Origin of the sequence: Flavobacterium piscisymbiosum, assembly GCF_020905295.1 — a bacterium.
Taxonomy (GTDB): Bacteria; Bacteroidota; Bacteroidia; order Flavobacteriales; family Flavobacteriaceae; genus Flavobacterium; species Flavobacterium piscisymbiosum.
The window spans coordinates 6,358,223-6,375,181 of record NZ_JAJJMM010000001.1; the positions used below are offsets into that span (position 1 = coordinate 6,358,223).

A 16,959-nucleotide genomic window follows, 5' to 3' on the forward strand; every position below is an offset into this window, starting at 1 on the left:
TTACCGTGTCAGTACAACTAAAGCAACTTAAAACAGAATTATCAGCTGAACTTGATTCTATTTTAAAATATTGGGCAAAACATACTTTAGACAGTGAAAATGGAGGTTTTATTGGTCAGATTGATTACAACGATCATATTATCGCCAATACTGAAAAAGGTTCTGTATTAAATGCCCGAATTTTATGGAGTTTTTCTGCAGGCTATAAAGCAACCCAAAACGAAAGTCATAAAAAAATTGCCAAACGTGCTTTTGAGTTTCTTTCGGATTCTTTTTATGATCCCGAATTTGGAGGTTTATTTTGGAGTATTAATGCTGACAGAACTCCAAAAGATACCAAAAATCAGATCTACGCTTTAGCTTTTGCGATCTATGGATTATCTGAATATTATGCTATTTCTAAAGACGATAAAGCTTTAGAAATAGCCATCAATTTATATTTAAAGATTCGGGAACACAGTTACGATCCCGTAAACAAAGGTTATCTGGAAGCTTTTACAAGAGATTGGCAGCCCATCGAAGATTTGCGTTTGAGCGATAAAGATGCCAACGAAAAAAAAACCATGAATACGCATTTGCATATTGTTGAAGCCTATGCAAATTTGTTTAAAGTCTGGAAAGACAAAAAACTGCAAAGTGATATTATTGAATTATTAGAAACAATCGAGAAACATTTCATCAATACCCAAACAGGTCATTTACGATTATTTTTTGATGAAAACTGGATCGAAAAGCCAGACGTAATTTCATACGGTCATGATATCGAAGCGGCTTGGCTTTTGTTGCAATGTGCAGAAATTTCTGAAGATGAAACTCTAATAGCCAATTATAAAAAACACGCCGTTCAGATGGCTGAAGTTACTAAAGAAGGCCTAGATTCTGATGGCGGTTTATGGTATGAACTCGATCCCGAAAAGAACGAATTAGTAGCCGAAAAACACTGGTGGGTTCAGGCCGAAGCTTTAATTGGTTTCTATAACGCTTACCAATTAACCGGTGATGAAACGTATTTAGACATCGTTTATAAAAACTGGGAGTTTATAAAAAAGTACATTTTAGACAAAGAAAACGGAGAATGGTTTTGGGGAATTAATCGCGACTATTCTTTGATCGAAAAAGACAAAGCCGGTTTCTGGAAATGTCCGTATCATAATAGTCGGGCTTGTTTAGAGCTGATTAACCGAATTTTATAAAATTTAATTGGTTGTTTAACAAATAAATTAGTTGTGAAAAAAAGTTAAATAACGGACAAATCTCTCACGATGTAACGCTCAAACGTTCTGTTTGTCATTTCGACGAAGGAGAAATCTTCGTGAGAAGCTCGTCAAAGATTGGACTCTAGTTGCGGAGTTACTTGCGAAGATTTCTCCTTCGTCGAAATGACATAAAATGAGAAAAAATCTTAACTTAATTACATTGTCCCATAGGGACTACACTTATTAACTAGCAACTTAAATTAATTACATAAAAAGGCTAACTAACCAAATTAAACCACAAAAAATGAAAATCAATTTCCTTAAAATAGCATTTTTAAGTCTGTCGATTTTGACTTTGGCAAGTTGCTCTTCAAACGACGAATCAGATCCTGAGATTATCATTGAACCACCAGTTTTAAACCCAAGCAATCTGTTGACGACACAAAACGTGACAACTTTTATGGTTGATGCAAATGCTACCAAAGAAACTGTAGCTTTATTTTATAACTTAAAAAAATTGGCCAAAACTAAAGTTGCCATTGGTCAGCAAGACGCTTTTAATAGTTTTTATCAGGATAATGGCGGTGAATCTGATATTAAAAAAAACACAGGTTTCGATCCTGCAATTTTAGGTTCTGATTTTATGTTTATTACCGACAAGAACAATAACAATCAGGCGGATAACTGGTTTTATCAACAAGAAGAAAAACTTGTAAACGCTACAAAAGCCGCTTATGCGAAAGGAATAATCAATACCTTTTGCTGGCATTTGAGAGAGCCTAGTAAAGAGGATTCTTTTTATACAGCCGATATGACGGCTGACCAGAAAGCAAACGCTTTTAAAAGCATTTTGCCTGGTGAAACCCATCACGAATGGTACAAGAAAAAATTAGACAAAATTGCCAGCGTCCTTTTGAATTTAAAAGGTTCGAATGGTGAATTGATTCCGATAATCTTCAGGCCTTTTCATGAATTTGACGGAAGCTGGTTTTGGTGGGGCGCTAATTTTGCCACTGCCGAAGAATACAAAACAGCTTATCAGTTTACAGTAGATTATTTAAAAAATACCAAAGGCGTTCATAATGTTCTTTATGCTTTTTCACCTGACAACTCATATACTACAGAAAGCAATTATTTAAGTAGATATCCCGGTGATAAATATGTAGATATTTTAGGAATGGACAATTATGGTGATTTTGATAATCAAGGACAATCTGGTGCTACCAAAGCCAATTCTAAACTAAAAATAATTTCTGACTTGGCTAAAGCCAAAGTAAAAATTGCAGCATTAACAGAAACAGGTTACCAGGTTACAAGTACAAAGGCGCCAATAACAGATTGGTTTTCGACTTACTTGTACAGCGCATTGACATCAAATAACATTGAGGTTAGTTATGTCATGCTTTGGAACAACAACAAAGATGCTTATTTTGTGCCAAATGGTTCGGTTTCGAATGCGGCGGATTTCAAGAACTTTGCTGTAAAGCCAAAATCGGCATTGTTGAATTCTTTGCCGAAGATGTATGAATTGCCGAAGTAAAGATTGTGGTGTAATGGGCCACGGATTTGAACAGGTTTAAACGGGTTTACGCAGTTTCTTTATCACCACAATGACTAATAAAAACCTAAAGCCCTAGCCCTGATAGAAGTGGAAATCCTTTATTTTTTTTCTTTAAAAAAATAAAGATTGAAACGGATAGCAGGAAATAGCTCCTAATTCTTCGACTTCGCTCAGAATAGCAGCGATTAAATTTTAAAAAATAAATAATGAAAAATAAATTTCTAAAAACCCTCGGATTAGCTTTGATGTTCTCTACAATGGCGTGTCAGGCGCAGGAAAGAATTACGGTCAAAGGAACGCAATTTTATAAAGGCGATAAACCGTACGCTTATATTGGAACGAATTATTGGTACGGGAGTTTACTGGCTTCGAAAAAAGTAGGCGACCGAAAAAGATTGCTTCGCGAACTGGATTTGATGCAAAAAAACGGAATCGATAATCTGAGAATTCTGGTTGGCGCTGATGGCGGGAAATACGATTTTACGGTTCGTCCGGCGTTGCAATATGAACAGGGAAAATACGACGAAGATTTGCTTGACGGACTGGATTTCCTGATCAGCGAAATGAGTAAACGCAAAATGTATGCGGTTTTATACCTGACAAACAATTGGGAATGGTCGGGCGGAATGTCGCAATATTTAGAATGGAACGGTAAAGGCGCGATTCCGGTTCCGAATATTGCCCCAAATACATGGCCGCAGTTTATGGCATATACCCAACAATTTTACAGTTCCGAGCCTTGTATGAAAGCTTTAGAAAATCATGTGAAGTTTATTATAGGAAGAACCAACAAATACTCAAAAAAGAAATATACCGAAGACAACACAATTATGTCCTGGCAAGTGGGGAATGAACCAAGACTTTTTACGGTAGAAAATGAAGCAAAATTTACATTATGGCTGAATACTATTGTGAATTTGATTGATAGTTTAGACAAAAATCACTTGGTTTCGACGGGTTCTGAAGGGAAAAACAGTTCGAATGACAGCATGGAAATTTTTGAAAGAACGCACCAAAATCCGAATATTGATTATTTGACGATGCATATCTGGCCGAAAAACTGGAATTGGTTTAAGGCGGATGATGCCGAAAAAACAATACCAACAACACTTGAAAATGCCGGAAAATATATTGATGAGCATATTAAGGTGGCGAACAATCTAAAACGCCCCATTATTATCGAAGAATTTGGTTTGGGAAGGGAAAACGAAAGTTTACTGGCAACGACATCTACAGTAAACAGAGATGTTTTTTACAATTATATTTTTGGCAGAGTTGCCGAAAGTGTCAAAAATAACGGTCCATTGCAGGCAGCAAATTTTTGGGGATTTGGCGGCGAAGGCAAACCTGTTACCCAAGACGGAAAATGGAATCCGGGAGATCCTTTAACGACAGATCCTCCGCAAGAACCACAAGGATTAAATTCGGTTTTTTCTACGGATAAATCGACTTTGGATATTGTAAAGAAATATAATTTACAATTGAAGTAATTTAAAACAATATGCCTATGTATTTCAAACCCGACAGGTTTTAAAAACCTGTCGGGTTTAAATATGTACAGCAAAAATTAAGATAGTATGTTCTCGATGGCATTCAATTCATCCGGCGTAAATTCAAGACTTTGCAAACAATCAATGTTATTATTTAATTGACGTACAGAACTTGCGCCAATTAAAACCGATGTAATTCGTTTGTCTTTTTGTAACCATGCCAATGCCATTTGAGCCAAAGATTGGTTACGGTTTAGAGCGATTTCATTCAGTTGCACTAATTTCTGAATTCTTTCAGCTGTAACCTCATTTTCTTTCAAATGTCCGTTTGGGTTATGTGCTCTGGAATTTTCTGGAATTCCGTTCAGGTATTTATCTGTTAGAAGTCCTTGTGCCAAAGGCGAGAACGCAATACAACCCACTCCTTTTTCTTCCAGAACATCCAGTAAACCATTTTCTACCCAACGCTCAAGCATCGAATATTTGGCCTGATGAATCAAACACGGCGTTCCTAATTGTTTCAATACATCAACCGCAACACGGGTTTGCTCTGCCGAATAATTACTGATTCCAACATACAAGGCTTTTCCGCTTCTTACAGCGTAATCCAAAGCCTGCATCGTTTCTTCAATTGGAGTTTCGGGATCAGGACGATGCGAATAAAAAATATCAACATAATCAACTTTCATTCTTTTCAAACTCTGGTCTAAGCTTGATAATAAATATTTACGCGAACCCCAATCGCCGTAAGGTCCGTCCCACATGGTGTAACCTGCTTTGGTAGAAATGATGATTTCGTCACGCAAATTTCCCTGAAAATTATGCCAAAGGATTTTACCAAAATTAGTTTCAGCAGAACCCGGTACCGGTCCGTAATTATTAGCCAAATCAAAGTGGGTGATTCCTTTATCAAAAGCTTCTACAGCAATACTTTCTGCATTTTCAAAACTATCTACTGACCCAAAGTTGTGCCATAATCCTAAAGAAATTTCAGGTAGTAATAACCCGCTTTTTCCGCATCTGTTATATTTCATTATTTTAGATTAATTGGTTGGTGTTTTAATAGGTTTTAAAGGTAGAAAACTAACTTCAATAATTAAAAATCTAATTTGTCTTTAATTTTGTAAATTTGTTTAAATAATAAAATTACGGAAAATAACTGGCAAAATTTAATTTCGATAAATCCAGATATCAGATTTGGTAAACCTATCATAGCAGGAACCAGGATTTGTGTATCAGATATTCTCTCATGGTTATCTACAGGAATGTCCTCCGAAGAAATTATTGAAGATTTTCCTGAATTAAAGAAAGAAGATATCCTTGCTGCTTTAGAATAATCTCGCAAAGGCGCAGAGACGCAAAGTTTTTTTTAATTTTAAGATTGAATATCGTCTAGCTTTAGCTGGGTGGAAATATAAACAGAAACGAAAGGGCTTTAGCCAAACTTTACTAGTTCGGCTAAAGCCCTTTTCTATTCAAATCAAATTTCCCCTAGTTAAAACTAGGGGCTATACATGAGAAAAAAAAACCACGAATTCACGAATGAATTGTTTAAAAATTCGTGAATTCGTGGCGAAAAAAAAACTTTGCACCTCTGCGCCTTTGCGCGATTAAAAACTTTTATTCTTTTATTTCAAAACCACTTGTTAAGCCAACGTCTGAACTTCCTCCAACCATGATTTTAAAAGTTCCCGGCTCAACTAAATAATTTCCTTCATTATCATAAAAACCAAGTTCTTTCTCCGTTAAAGTAAAAGTTACTGTTTTGGTTTCTCCTTTTTTTAAATTCAGCAATTCAAAACCTTTCAATTCTTTTATTGGCCGAACAATGCTTGCAAATTCATCGTGAATGTATAGTTGTACTACTTCTTTACCATCATAATTTCCGGAGTTGGTAACCTCAACTGTAACCTGAACATTTTCTCCTTTTGAGAAAGCAGGTTTATTTACTTTCAGATTTTTATAATCGAAAGTTGTATAACTCAACCCAAAACCAAACGGAAATTGAGGCGTTTTCTCGACATCCATATAATGCGACCAAAACACATTTTTATCACTATCGATTGGTCTTCCTGTGCTATACTTGTTGTAATAAATAGGCACCTGACCTACATTTCTTGGGAACGACATTGGTAACTTTCCGCTTGGGTTGTAATCACCGTATAAAACCTGTGCTACGGCATTTCCGGTTTGAGTTCCTAATTGCCACGCTTCGACAATTGCAGGGACATTCTCTGCAGCCCACGGAATACTCAACGGACGTCCGTTATTTAAAACCAAAACTATATTAGGATTTACTTTGTAAATTTCTTCTAACAATTCCTGTTGCAATCCCGGTAAATTCAAGTCGGTTCTGCTTCTTCCCTCTCCGCTTTGAAAACCGTATTCCCCTAAAACCATAACCACAACATCGGCATTTTTTGCTGCTGTTTTTGCAGCTTCAAATCCGCTTTTATCTGTTGTGTTGAAAACTGTTTCTGTTAAAAAAGTAGCTTTTTGTGACAACAAATCAACTCCTTTTTCAAAAGTCAATTGATTGTCTTTGTATTGCTGCATTCCTTCCAAAACCGAAACAGCTGTATTATCATCGGCAGCAATTCTCCAGCTTCCCAACGGACTATTTTTATCATTTGCCAAAGCGCCAATCAAAGCGATTTTTTGTCCTGATTTTTTTAGCGGAAGCAAATTCTTTTCGTTTTTCAACAATACAATCGACTTCTTCGCCATATCGAGAACGCCGTCATTATTGGCTTTACTGCCAACAACTGCTTTTTCGCGTTTTTCATCGCAATATCTGTAAGGATCATCAAATAATCCCAATTCAAATTTCACACGTAAAATTCTACGAACTGCATCATCAACCAAAGCTTCTTTTACTTTTCCTTCTTTTACAAGTGCAACCAATTTTGCTACATACAAATACGACTCCATATCCATGTCTGAACCTGCAATTACCGCTTTTGCTGTTGCATCGGCTTCATCTTTGGCATAACCGTGCGCAATCATTTCGCGAATCGAAGCATAATCTGAAATCACAAAACCATCAAACTTCCATTTTCCTTTCAGAATATCTCTTTGTAAAAAAACATTTCCAGTTGCCGGAACGCCATTCAACGTATTAAACGAATTCATAAACGTACGAACTCCCGCCTGAACCGTTGCTTCAAAAGGCGGTAAAACCGAATTGTACAATTTAGAATTACTAATGTCAACGATATTATATTCCAAACCAGCCTCTACATAACCATAAGCTGCAAAGTGTTTGGCGCAAGCTGCAATCGTATTTACTTTAGCCAAATCAGCAATGGTTTCGCCCTGAAAACCATGAACTCTCGCAATCGCAATTTTACTTCCCAAATACGGATCTTCACCCGCACCTTCCATCACACGCCCCCAACGTGCATCATTTGCAACATCGACATTTGGACCAAAAGTCCAGTTAATTCCAGATGCCGAAGCCTCATCAGCCGCAATCGCCGCCGATTTCTTAATCGCTTCCAAATCCCAACTCGCCGCTTCTGCCAACGGAATCGGGCTTAACGTTTTATAACCGTGAATTACATCAAAACCAATTATTAATGGGATTCCCAATCGGGTTTCTTCAACCGCAATTTTCTGTACTGCTTTAACTTCTTTTACACCACGAACGGTTAACATTGAACCAACCCAACCTTTACGCAAATGTTCGTATTTCAGTTCCGCAGTTCCGCCTTTTGGCGCCGGTCCCGTTACATCCCAAAATCCGTTATATTGATTCATTTGCCCTACTTTTTCCTCCAGAGTCATCAAAGGCAAAAGCAGATCAATTCGTTGTTCAATCGTTTTATTTTTATCCAGATACGGTTTTTTCTGTGCATTCATATTTCCAACAGTAAACAGGGCAAAAACCCCAATAGTTATTATTTTATTTTTCATTGGTTTTTTAAAGGTGCTAAGGTTCTAAGTTACTAAGTTACTAAGATGCTAAGTTTAGTGATTTGGACGGTTCGCCGCGGCGAGTTCAACGCAATCTTGTCATCCTGAGGCACGAAGGATCACACAAGAAACTCCGCACAGGAATTCGCCAATCTTTGTCGAGTCACTAGTGTGATCCTTCGTACCTCAGGATGACAAAAAACAGCGCCAATCCGTTTAAACCAGTAAAATCCGTGGGCAAAAATCTAAAATCTAAAATTCTTCCGTAAAACAAGAAGCCGGCAAATTTGCTTTATTAAACAAATCTGACTGAACTGTATTTCCCCAGGCAAATCTCACTTTTGCAGGATTTGAAACTTTCTTACTCGCCAAAATCACCTGATTATTTTTTATCGAAGCTTTTGCAGGATAAAATATTCCATCGGCTCCAGCCAATTCAAATTGATTTGAGGTTTTGTTTTTAAAATACAATCCATCGGCATAATCAAAAGAAATAATAGCTTTGTTTTTTTCGGCTTTAAAATCTTTAAAAAGTGGTCCGTTTACTATATTATTGTTCGTTTTGTAAACTTCGGCAAGAGCCAAATTTGCCAAACGAATTCCGACATCTTTTTTATTCTTTGGGTGAATATCAATCGTGTCCGAAATATCACTGGTTAAAACCATTCCGGTTTTGGGAACTTCTTTCAGGATTTTTCTTTGAGAATCTCTAACCGTAACATTCGAGAAATTATTACTGCCCGTTTTATATGGTGCAATCTGAACGAAGTAAAAAGGAAATTCGTCTTGCCATGCTTTTCTCCATGACGTAATCAAAGCCGACAATGTTTTATCATAAACTAATGACCCAACATTTGATTCGCCCTGATACCAAAGCGTTCCTGCAATTTTAAATCCTGTAAAAGGATAAATCATTGCATTGTAAGCGCGTCCGGGTTGGCGAGGACCATATTCCTGTTCGTTTAGTTTTTTGGCATTTTCTAATAAAACAGCATCATTTTGAACGACTTCTTCCGGCATCCAGATTTCAGCGGGAGTTCCGCCCCAATTGGAAGAAATTAAACCTATTGGGACATTTTTTAAATCTTCGCGCAAGCGTTTGGCAAAAAAGTAACCAATGGCGCTAAAATTTTTCATGGTTTCGGGAGTCGATTCAATCCAATTTCCAAGTAAATTATTTTGAGGCGTTGTAGCCGTTAATTTCGGAACCATAAAAAAACGAATATTAGGATTTGTGGCATTTTTAGCTTCTTCATCGCCATTATCAATTCCCCAGCTTGCAGACATTTCCATGTTCGATTGTCCGGCGCAAACCCAAACTTCGCCAATCAGAATATTTTTAAGAATCACTTCATTATATCCTTTTATCGAAATCGTGTAAGGTCCTCCGGCTTCAGGCGTTTTGATATGCAATTCCCATTGTGCCTGATTATTCGCCACAACTTTATATTCCTGATTGTTCCAGCCCGAAACCAATTTGATTTCTTCCTTAGGATTCGCCCAACCCCAAATTTTCACTTCGGAGTTACGCTGTAAAACCATATTATCACCAAAAATATTTGGAAGTGTAACGTTTGCCATCATAGTACTGGAAATCATCAGAATGAAAACAAACTTAAATATATTATTTTTCATTTAGTAACTTTTTTAAAAACGGAGCATATTCCTCGGCCAAAACTTTATGATCTGCTACATCAGGATGTCCTGAACAGCCTTTTGGCGTCATTGGTTTAAATTTGAAAATCAGGATTGGCTTATGCGCTTTATCTTCCGCGAAAGCGTTCTTTACTTTATTCAGGCAATCTTCAAAAACAACTGCTCTCTCACCTCCAACCATTGGGCTATTTGTAATGACAATTTGCGCTTTCGGATTATGTTCGTATAACATTTTAATGAACTTGATGTAATTCGAAACGTACTTTTCAGGATTAAAAGGCAAACGCTCTTTTTTACCATCTCCACCAGAAAAATCATTGGTTCCTAATGCAATACTGATAATATCGGGCTGAAAAGCAAAATCATATTTAGGTTTAGAATTGTCTTTCGTTAAATATAAATTCTGATAAACGTCAGGCATAATTCCTTCGTCTTTATTCTCATCATTCCAGTTTCTGTACATCCCGATTCCAGAAACGGAACTCATCAAATAATCAGCGCCAATTGCTCTGGAAAGCACCGGCCCGTACGCATAATATCCGTTATGATGATCAAAATACTCGCCTTTATCACAAGGAATATCTGACGGATCGCTCGCCGCGCCACAAGTAATTGAATCTCCAATAAACTCAATTTTCTTTTTCTTTTTGGCCGAAATCGAACTCAGTTTTGCGGTTGTTCCTGTAAATAAAATTCCACCGCTGTGAGCTTCTGTAGTTTTATAAATTTCTAAAGTATGTTCTTTTTTATTTGAAGTTGTTTTTATTGGAAAAGATTGCGCTGCTCCTTTTTCGATTCTTAATTTACCTATATATTTCCCATCCAAAACCAACGAAACATAATTATGGTGTTCCCATGCATCAACACTTTGCAGTGAAATCGAACATTCATTACCTGAAAAATTAAAAGAAACCGAAGAAGCCGTTCCTATTAAAACAACTTTATTATCCGGAAGTTTTTCGACACGACCCTGATACAGAAAAGTAGTTGTTTTGTTTTGTGAAGTCGAAACAATCGAAATCAGCAAAAATGAAATTATAAATGCTATTTTTTTGAGAAACATAATTTATTTGTTAAAATATAAATACGATTCACAAATATATCTGAAATACGATATACAAAAAGATACTAAAACATCAAAAAGCAATAAAAAAACACCAAAATAAAAAGATGTATCTTCCGTTCTTATTACTCATCAACTGCCACTTTGTATGACATTGTTTTTGATATTCGAAAGCAACGCTATATATTCGTAAACAAAATCTTATAATTATATTTTTAAAATGAAATCATCCTTATATATCGCATTTGCAGCTACGATTCTGTTTTCTTCTTTTACTTTAAAAAAAGAAAATAAGCTCATTAACGATCAAACCGAAAAAACACAAACTACAATAGATCGCGATTCTATTATTAGTTATGCCAAACAATATTTAGGAATACATTATTTATACGCAGGAAATGATCCCAAAAAAGGATTTGATTGTTCGGGCTTTGTCAATTATGTTTTCAAACATTTTGATGTTAGTGTACCCAGAAGTTCCAGCGGATATAAAAATCTGGGAGTTTCAAAAAAACCTGAAGATTTTAAAGTGGGAGATGTTTTAGTTTTTTACGGCTACAAAAACAGAACCGTTGTTGGACATGTCGGGATTATCTGCGAAGCCAATGGCATGAATTCTAAATTTATACACGCCTCATCCGGGAAAGCCGGCAGCGTAACGATTAGCGATTTAGATTCTGATCATTACAGTAAACGTTATTATAAGTGTGTTGATGTACTTCCTTGATTTTTTTTCACGCAGATTTAAAAAGATTTCAGCAAATGCGCGCAGATTTATTTATTCTGATAATTCAAAAAATCAAATTAAATCTGCTTTGATCTGCCAGATCTGCGTGAAAATTACTGTAGTTAGCAACAAACCATTTCTATTCTTCGGTAAGTAATTTGATCAGACTTTCATCTCTTTTATAAACATCTTTATAAAAGTTCAAATTGCCGTCACGATCTACCCAGGCGGTAAAATATCCTATATAAACCGGAATTTTCTTTTTTAGCGTATACCAGCTTTCTTTACCGGCATGCATTGCCTTGTCGATTCTTTCCGGAGTCATGTTTGGATCTTGTTTCAAAAGTTCAATGGCTAATTCTCTTGGTTTGCCTACACGAACGCAACCGTGACTAAAAGCCCTGTTTTCTCTTTCGAACAAACTTTTTGCCGGTGTATCATGCAAATAAATATTATTTGAATTCGGGAATAAAAACTTCACCAAACCAAGCGAATTGTTTTTTCCGGGTAACTGACGAACGGCACCATTATTCCATTCCAGATTTTTTTGGGCTAGATAATTCTTGTTCTTTGCCATTCCGGGTTTTATCTCACTTTTGATGATACTTGGAGGTACATTCCAATACGGACTAAAAACAATATTATTCATCATTCCGCTAAAAACTACGGTTTTGGTCATTGCTCTTCCTACTACCACCGGCGATACAAATGCGATTTCATGATTGCGAATCAAATACAATCTAAACTCCGGAATGTTAACTTCGATGTATTCTTTCCCTTTTTCGAGTTCGGGATCAATCCATCTGCAACGTTCCATATTAGCAATAATAGTTTTAATTCTGTCTGAAACAGGAACGTTTAACTCGGCAATATGTTCCGGTAAAATGGTGTTTTTTGGAGTTAATCCGTGATGGAATTCGTAGCTTCTTATTCCTTTTATCAATGTCGAATCGCAAATATTGCTTTTGCTATTTTCTTTAAGATCACCGGTTATAAAAAGCCTTTCTCTGATTTGTCCAATTGTTGCAACAGAATCTCCGAGTTTTAGACTTTTAAAATCTTCACCAGTTTCGATCGTTTTCCATCCTCCTTTTTTCTCAATCTCTCTATATTGATGAAGCGCGTCACGAAGCTTATAATATTGGCTGAACATTTTGCTCTTTTTGTCATCGCTAATCGTAGCTTTTTTATAAATAGAATCTGAAAAAACCTGATAGTTTACTTTTTTTCGAGGTAAAAGCCATTCTAATGATCTGGTCGTTTTTTCGTCTACACCAGAAACTTTCTGTACATAATAAAAGTACAAATTGGTAATCATCAAATCGGTATCAGTTTGTGATAATTTGTTTTCGGCTGTATGCTCAAAAATAGGATTGATTTTTTCATTATAAGGAAAATTAGCTTTCAAGCCTTCCTGATCTAATCCCTTATATTTATTGAATAATGTATTTCCGTATTCTACAACACCTTTATTATCCAGCCATAACTGTGTAGATTTGTTTTTTTTGTATAAAGCCAAAACCTCGCTCTGAAATTTAATCAATTTAGGATATGCCTGATAAAATGTCGAGATGCCAGAACTGTCAATTGTTATTTTAAGTTCAGGAACCACTTTTTCTGAAGTCTTTGATTCTTCCGTTTTCTTTTCTGCTTTTTTATTACAGGAAACAGCACTAATTAGAAGTACTACAGCAACAAGCGGATACAAAATTTTCATAATATTTTTTTTATTAAAAATAGAAAAGTTTTGGCGAAATCAAAGCATTTCTAAAAAAATTAATATGGCTTCTAAAATCCATTTATTACTCCATAAAAAAACAAAAAAAAACTCCGAATACATTACATATCCGGAGCTTCTGCTTTATAACCAACCTTTATTTTTAGATTACTGTTCCTTTTAAAGTAAGTACTTTTGGAGTAGTCTCCGCACTTGTTGTTACAGTAACTGTTTTTGTAAAACCACCTTTGTTGGCTGCATTATATGTTGCTGTTATTTTAGCTGATTTACCAGGTAAAATAGGCTCTTTTGTATAATCTGTTGCAGTACAACCACAAGATCCCTGAACGTTTGTAATTACTACGGCAGTTTTTCCTGTATTTTTAAATTCGTAAACAATTGCTTTTGGCGTTCCTTGAGGAATTTGACCTACATCAATAGTTTCTGCTTTCCAAACAATTGTAGAAGCTGTTACTCCTTCAACTTTTGTTTCAGAAGTCATAGATTGTATTGGTGCAATTGCCGAAAAAGACATTAAGCTTAACGCTAAAGCTAACATCGAAATTTTAATCATTTTCATAGTTATATAATTTAATGGTTTATAGTTCTAATTTTGTTTTACAAAGATATTTCAGACAAAACCAAATCGCTGTTAACCGCTTTCAAATCTTTGTTAATGACTTGTTAATCGGTGTTTTTAAACCTAAATTTGATTAATATTACACTCTAAAACACCGTTTTCTTGAAAATAAATAAACTCAATAGTATTATCCTTCTGGGACTTGTCGCCATTATTAGCATATTGGTAGCACAATTGCTTTGGACGAAGGAGGCTTTTACTTTAGAACAAAAAAAATTAAGTCAGAAAGCCAATATCGCTTTGCTGGAAGTTGCCCGAAAATTATATGAAGGAAAAGATCATGAATCCTCCTGTCTGAATCCTGTTCAAAAAATTTCGAACGATTATTATATTGTAAATATCCAGAACGATTTTGAACCGGATATTTTAGAATTTTATTTGAGATCAGAGTTTAAAAAAATGAACATTACAACTGATTTTGAATACGCAGTGTACAATTGCCAAAGTGATGAAATGGTGTACGGAAAATACATTTCGTTTGCTGAAAAAGAAAAAACGAAGAGAACAGTTTCTTTTCCAAAGCATAAAAATTTAGTGTATTATTTTGCCATTCGTTTTCCTAACGAAACGACTTATTTATTTAGTTCGATGCGATTTTGGTTTATACTTTCGATCGCTTTAATCTTGATTTTATTGATTTATGTTTATTCGATTTTTACGCTTTTGCAGCAAAAAAAATACTCTGAACTGCAACGGGATTTTATCAATAATATGACACATGAATTCAAAACTCCTTTGTCTTCTATATTAATTGCTTCAAAATATTTAAGCGAACAAAATCCTATCAAGGATGATAAAAAATTGCATACATACACCAATATTATTATCAATCAGAGTCACAAACTGAACAATCATATCGAGAAGATTCTGAATGTTGCCAAATCAGATTATGCTCCTTTAGAATTAAAGAAAGAGACAGTTTTAATTGTTCCGATTATCGAAGAAACGATCGAAAACATTCAGTTAAAATATCCTGAAGCTTCGATTAAAATCGAAACCCTGTCGAATGAATATCAAATAGAAACCGATGTTTTTCATTTCTCTAATTTGATTTATAATTTACTGGATAATGCTATTAAATATTGCAACGAAAAACCGGAAATCAAGATTGGAATCTCAACAGAAAATTCAGTTATAAAAATAGCTTTTAGTGATAACGGAATCGGGATTTCTCCTAAAAATATGTCTTTTGTTTTTGATAAATTTTACCGCGCACAAAACGAAAAAAGCAATGAAGTAAATGGTTTTGGACTTGGTTTGTATTATGTAAAAGAAATTTGCAACTTGCATAACTGGAAAATAAAAGTACAAAACAACACAACAAACGGCATTACGATAACTTTGTCAATTCCTTATAAAAAATGAAACAATTCAAAATACTTTATACCGAAGACGATGAAACATTAGCTTTTTTGACCAAAGACAATTTGGAACAAAACAATTATGAAGTAATTCATTGTTGCGACGGGCAATTGGGATTAGAAACCTTTAAAAAAGAAAATTTTGACATTTGTATCTTTGATATCATGATGCCAAAAATGGATGGTTTTGAATTGGCGACAGAGATCAGAAAATTAAATACTGATATTCCGATTATCTTTCTTTCTGCAAAAACATTAAAAGAAGACCGTATTAAAGGTTTGCGTCTGGGTGCGGATGATTATTTGGTAAAGCCTTTTAGTATTGAAGAATTACTGCTAAAAATTGAAATATTCCTGAAACGTTCTCAGAAAAACATCCCGATAGAAAAATCGGTTTACGAAATTGGAAAGTATCAGTTTGATACCAACAATTTTATTTTATTTAATGAAAACGAAAAAATAAGCCTGACGCAACGCGAAGCCGAGTTATTGAAATTATTTCTGGACAATAAGAATTCGGTTTTAAAAAGAGAACAAATTCTGACTTCGCTTTGGGGAACAGATGATTATTTTATGGGAAGAAGTCTGGATGTTTTTATTTCGCGACTGCGTAAAATTTTAGTGAATGAAGAAGGTATCGCTATAGAGAATCTTCACGGAATTGGGTTTAGGTTTACAGTGTAAGTTAATTTCTAACGACTTAAAACATTATTTGCTTTATCCAGGCATTCTAAAAATATAATAATTACAAAAACCTTCTTATAAATACAGAATCCTGAAAAGTTACATTTTTAATACAAATTAGAAAAAAACTGTAAAATTATTTTTAAAAAACTTTCGTATTTTTAATATCTAATTTTCCTCGATATGAAATTACATCATTTACGCAACGCCACTTTAGTTATTGAAACTGAAACCGATGTTATATTGGTTGATCCCATGTTAGGAAAGAGAAAAACGATTCCGCCTTTTACCATTTTTCGTTATAAACCCCATAGAAACCCACTTGTTGCTTTACCCAAAAATACCAGAGATATATTAAGCAGGGTTACTATTTGCCTGATTACACATTTACATACCGATCACATAGACAAAGCCGGTGAAGTTTTTCTAAGACGAAAAAGTATTCCGGTAATTTGCAGTGCAAAAGATGAAAATGCTTTGAGCGCAAGAGGCTTAAATATTCTCCAAACTTTAAATTATTGGGAACCGCAGGAATTTCTTGGAGGTAAAATTATAGGTATTCCGGCTATTCACGGTTACGGATTTATTGCAAAACTGATGGGAAACGTAATGGGTTTTTATATTGAATTACCTAACGAAAAATCTATTTATATAAGTTCAGATACTGTTTTTACCGAACATGTACAAAAAGTTCTCGTGGAATTTAAGCCTGAAATTGCCGTCGTAGCCTGCGGAACAGCGAGATTAGATATTGGTCAGCCTTTATTAATGAGAATGAATGATATCCTGAAATTTGTTGCCTTAGCGCCTAAATATATTTTGGCAAATCATTTAGAAGCTTTAAACCATTGCCCGACAAAAAGATCGGAATTGAGATTGGCCTTAGAGGAAAATAATTTATTAGATAAAGTTTCGATTCCGGAAGATGGCGAAATTGTTTTATACTAAA

14 protein-coding genes are annotated in these 16,959 nt (G+C 35.1%); 8 read left to right on the plus strand and 6 right to left on the minus strand.

Features of this window, described 5'->3' with window-relative positions; genetic code table 11:
* Window positions 1-5 precede the first annotated feature (5 nt).
* The 3 genes from LNP81_RS26705 (at window position 6) to LNP81_RS26715 (ending at window position 4,247) form a co-directional block, all read left to right on the plus strand.
* Window positions 6-1,193 (plus strand): AGE family epimerase/isomerase, encoded by a 1,188-nt coding sequence (locus LNP81_RS26705; RefSeq protein ID WP_230040665.1) that lies wholly within the window; start codon window positions 6-8, stop codon window positions 1,191-1,193.
* A gap of 307 nt (window positions 1,194-1,500) precedes the next feature.
* Entirely contained in the window at window positions 1,501-2,736 is a 1,236-nt protein-coding gene (locus LNP81_RS26710; protein ID WP_230040667.1) for a glycoside hydrolase family 26 protein, read from the plus strand.
* Window positions 2,737-2,963: 227 nt separating this feature from the next.
* Entirely contained in the window at window positions 2,964-4,247 is a 1,284-nt protein-coding gene (locus LNP81_RS26715; RefSeq protein ID WP_230040669.1) for a glycoside hydrolase 5 family protein, read from the plus strand.
* Window positions 4,248-4,324: 77 nt separating this feature from the next.
* Here the strand turns inward: LNP81_RS26715 and LNP81_RS26720 are convergent, their stop codons facing one another.
* On the minus strand, window positions 4,325-5,281 hold the full coding sequence (locus LNP81_RS26720) for an aldo/keto reductase (protein ID WP_230040671.1): 957 nt from the start codon (window positions 5,279-5,281) through the stop codon (window positions 4,325-4,327).
* Between the two features lie 144 nt (window positions 5,282-5,425).
* On the opposite strand from LNP81_RS26720, the gene LNP81_RS26725 reads away from it, so the two are divergent.
* Window positions 5,426-5,584 carry a DUF433 domain-containing protein gene (locus LNP81_RS26725; RefSeq protein ID WP_346432763.1) on the plus strand — a complete coding sequence of 53 codons (159 nt, stop codon included), beginning with the start codon at window positions 5,426-5,428 and terminating at the stop codon, window positions 5,582-5,584.
* Between the two features lie 283 nt (window positions 5,585-5,867).
* Here the strand turns inward: LNP81_RS26725 and bglX are convergent, their stop codons facing one another.
* The 3 genes from bglX to LNP81_RS26740 all read right to left on the minus strand — a co-directional run bounded on the left by bglX (window position 5,868) and on the right by LNP81_RS26740 (window position 10,881).
* Entirely contained in the window at window positions 5,868-8,162 is a 2,295-nt protein-coding gene (bglX, locus tag LNP81_RS26730; protein ID WP_230040673.1) for a beta-glucosidase BglX, read from the minus strand.
* Window positions 8,163-8,414: 252 nt separating this feature from the next.
* Window positions 8,415-9,797, minus strand: a complete 1,383-nt coding sequence (locus tag LNP81_RS26735; RefSeq protein WP_230040675.1) for a sialate O-acetylesterase — start codon at window positions 9,795-9,797, stop codon at window positions 8,415-8,417.
* Entirely contained in the window at window positions 9,787-10,881 is a 1,095-nt protein-coding gene (locus LNP81_RS26740; RefSeq protein WP_230040677.1) for an SGNH/GDSL hydrolase family protein, read from the minus strand. Before LNP81_RS26740 ends, LNP81_RS26735 begins: the two co-directional genes overlap by 11 nt.
* A 220-nt stretch (window positions 10,882-11,101) precedes the next feature.
* Here LNP81_RS26740 and LNP81_RS26745 point away from each other — a divergent pair, with 220 nt between their 5' ends.
* Window positions 11,102-11,608 (plus strand): C40 family peptidase, encoded by a 507-nt coding sequence (locus LNP81_RS26745; protein ID WP_230040679.1) that lies wholly within the window; start codon window positions 11,102-11,104, stop codon window positions 11,606-11,608.
* Between the two features lie 139 nt (window positions 11,609-11,747).
* Here the strand turns inward: LNP81_RS26745 and LNP81_RS26750 are convergent, their stop codons facing one another.
* Together LNP81_RS26750 and LNP81_RS26755 are read right to left on the minus strand one after the other, a co-directional pair.
* On the minus strand, window positions 11,748-13,325 hold the full coding sequence (locus LNP81_RS26750; protein ID WP_230040681.1) for a L,D-transpeptidase family protein: 1,578 nt from the start codon (window positions 13,323-13,325) through the stop codon (window positions 11,748-11,750).
* Window positions 13,326-13,488: 163 nt separating this feature from the next.
* Window positions 13,489-13,905, minus strand: a complete 417-nt coding sequence (locus tag LNP81_RS26755) for a DUF1573 domain-containing protein (protein WP_230040683.1) — start codon at window positions 13,903-13,905, stop codon at window positions 13,489-13,491.
* Between the two features lie 162 nt (window positions 13,906-14,067).
* Between LNP81_RS26755 and LNP81_RS26760 the strand changes: the two genes are divergently transcribed.
* From LNP81_RS26760 to LNP81_RS26770, 3 genes are all read left to right on the plus strand, one after another.
* Window positions 14,068-15,330: a sensor histidine kinase gene (locus LNP81_RS26760; RefSeq protein WP_230040685.1), complete on the plus strand. Its 1,263-nt coding sequence runs from the start codon at window positions 14,068-14,070 to the stop codon at window positions 15,328-15,330.
* Window positions 15,327-16,010 carry a response regulator transcription factor gene (locus LNP81_RS26765; protein WP_230040688.1) on the plus strand — a complete coding sequence of 228 codons (684 nt, stop codon included), beginning with the start codon at window positions 15,327-15,329 and terminating at the stop codon, window positions 16,008-16,010. The genes LNP81_RS26760 and LNP81_RS26765 overlap by 4 nt, the downstream gene beginning before the upstream one ends.
* Before the next feature lie 183 nt (window positions 16,011-16,193).
* Window positions 16,194-16,958, plus strand: coding sequence for an MBL fold metallo-hydrolase (locus tag LNP81_RS26770; protein WP_230040689.1), 765 nt, complete (start codon window positions 16,194-16,196; stop codon window positions 16,956-16,958).
* Window position 16,959: the final 1 nt, after the last annotated feature.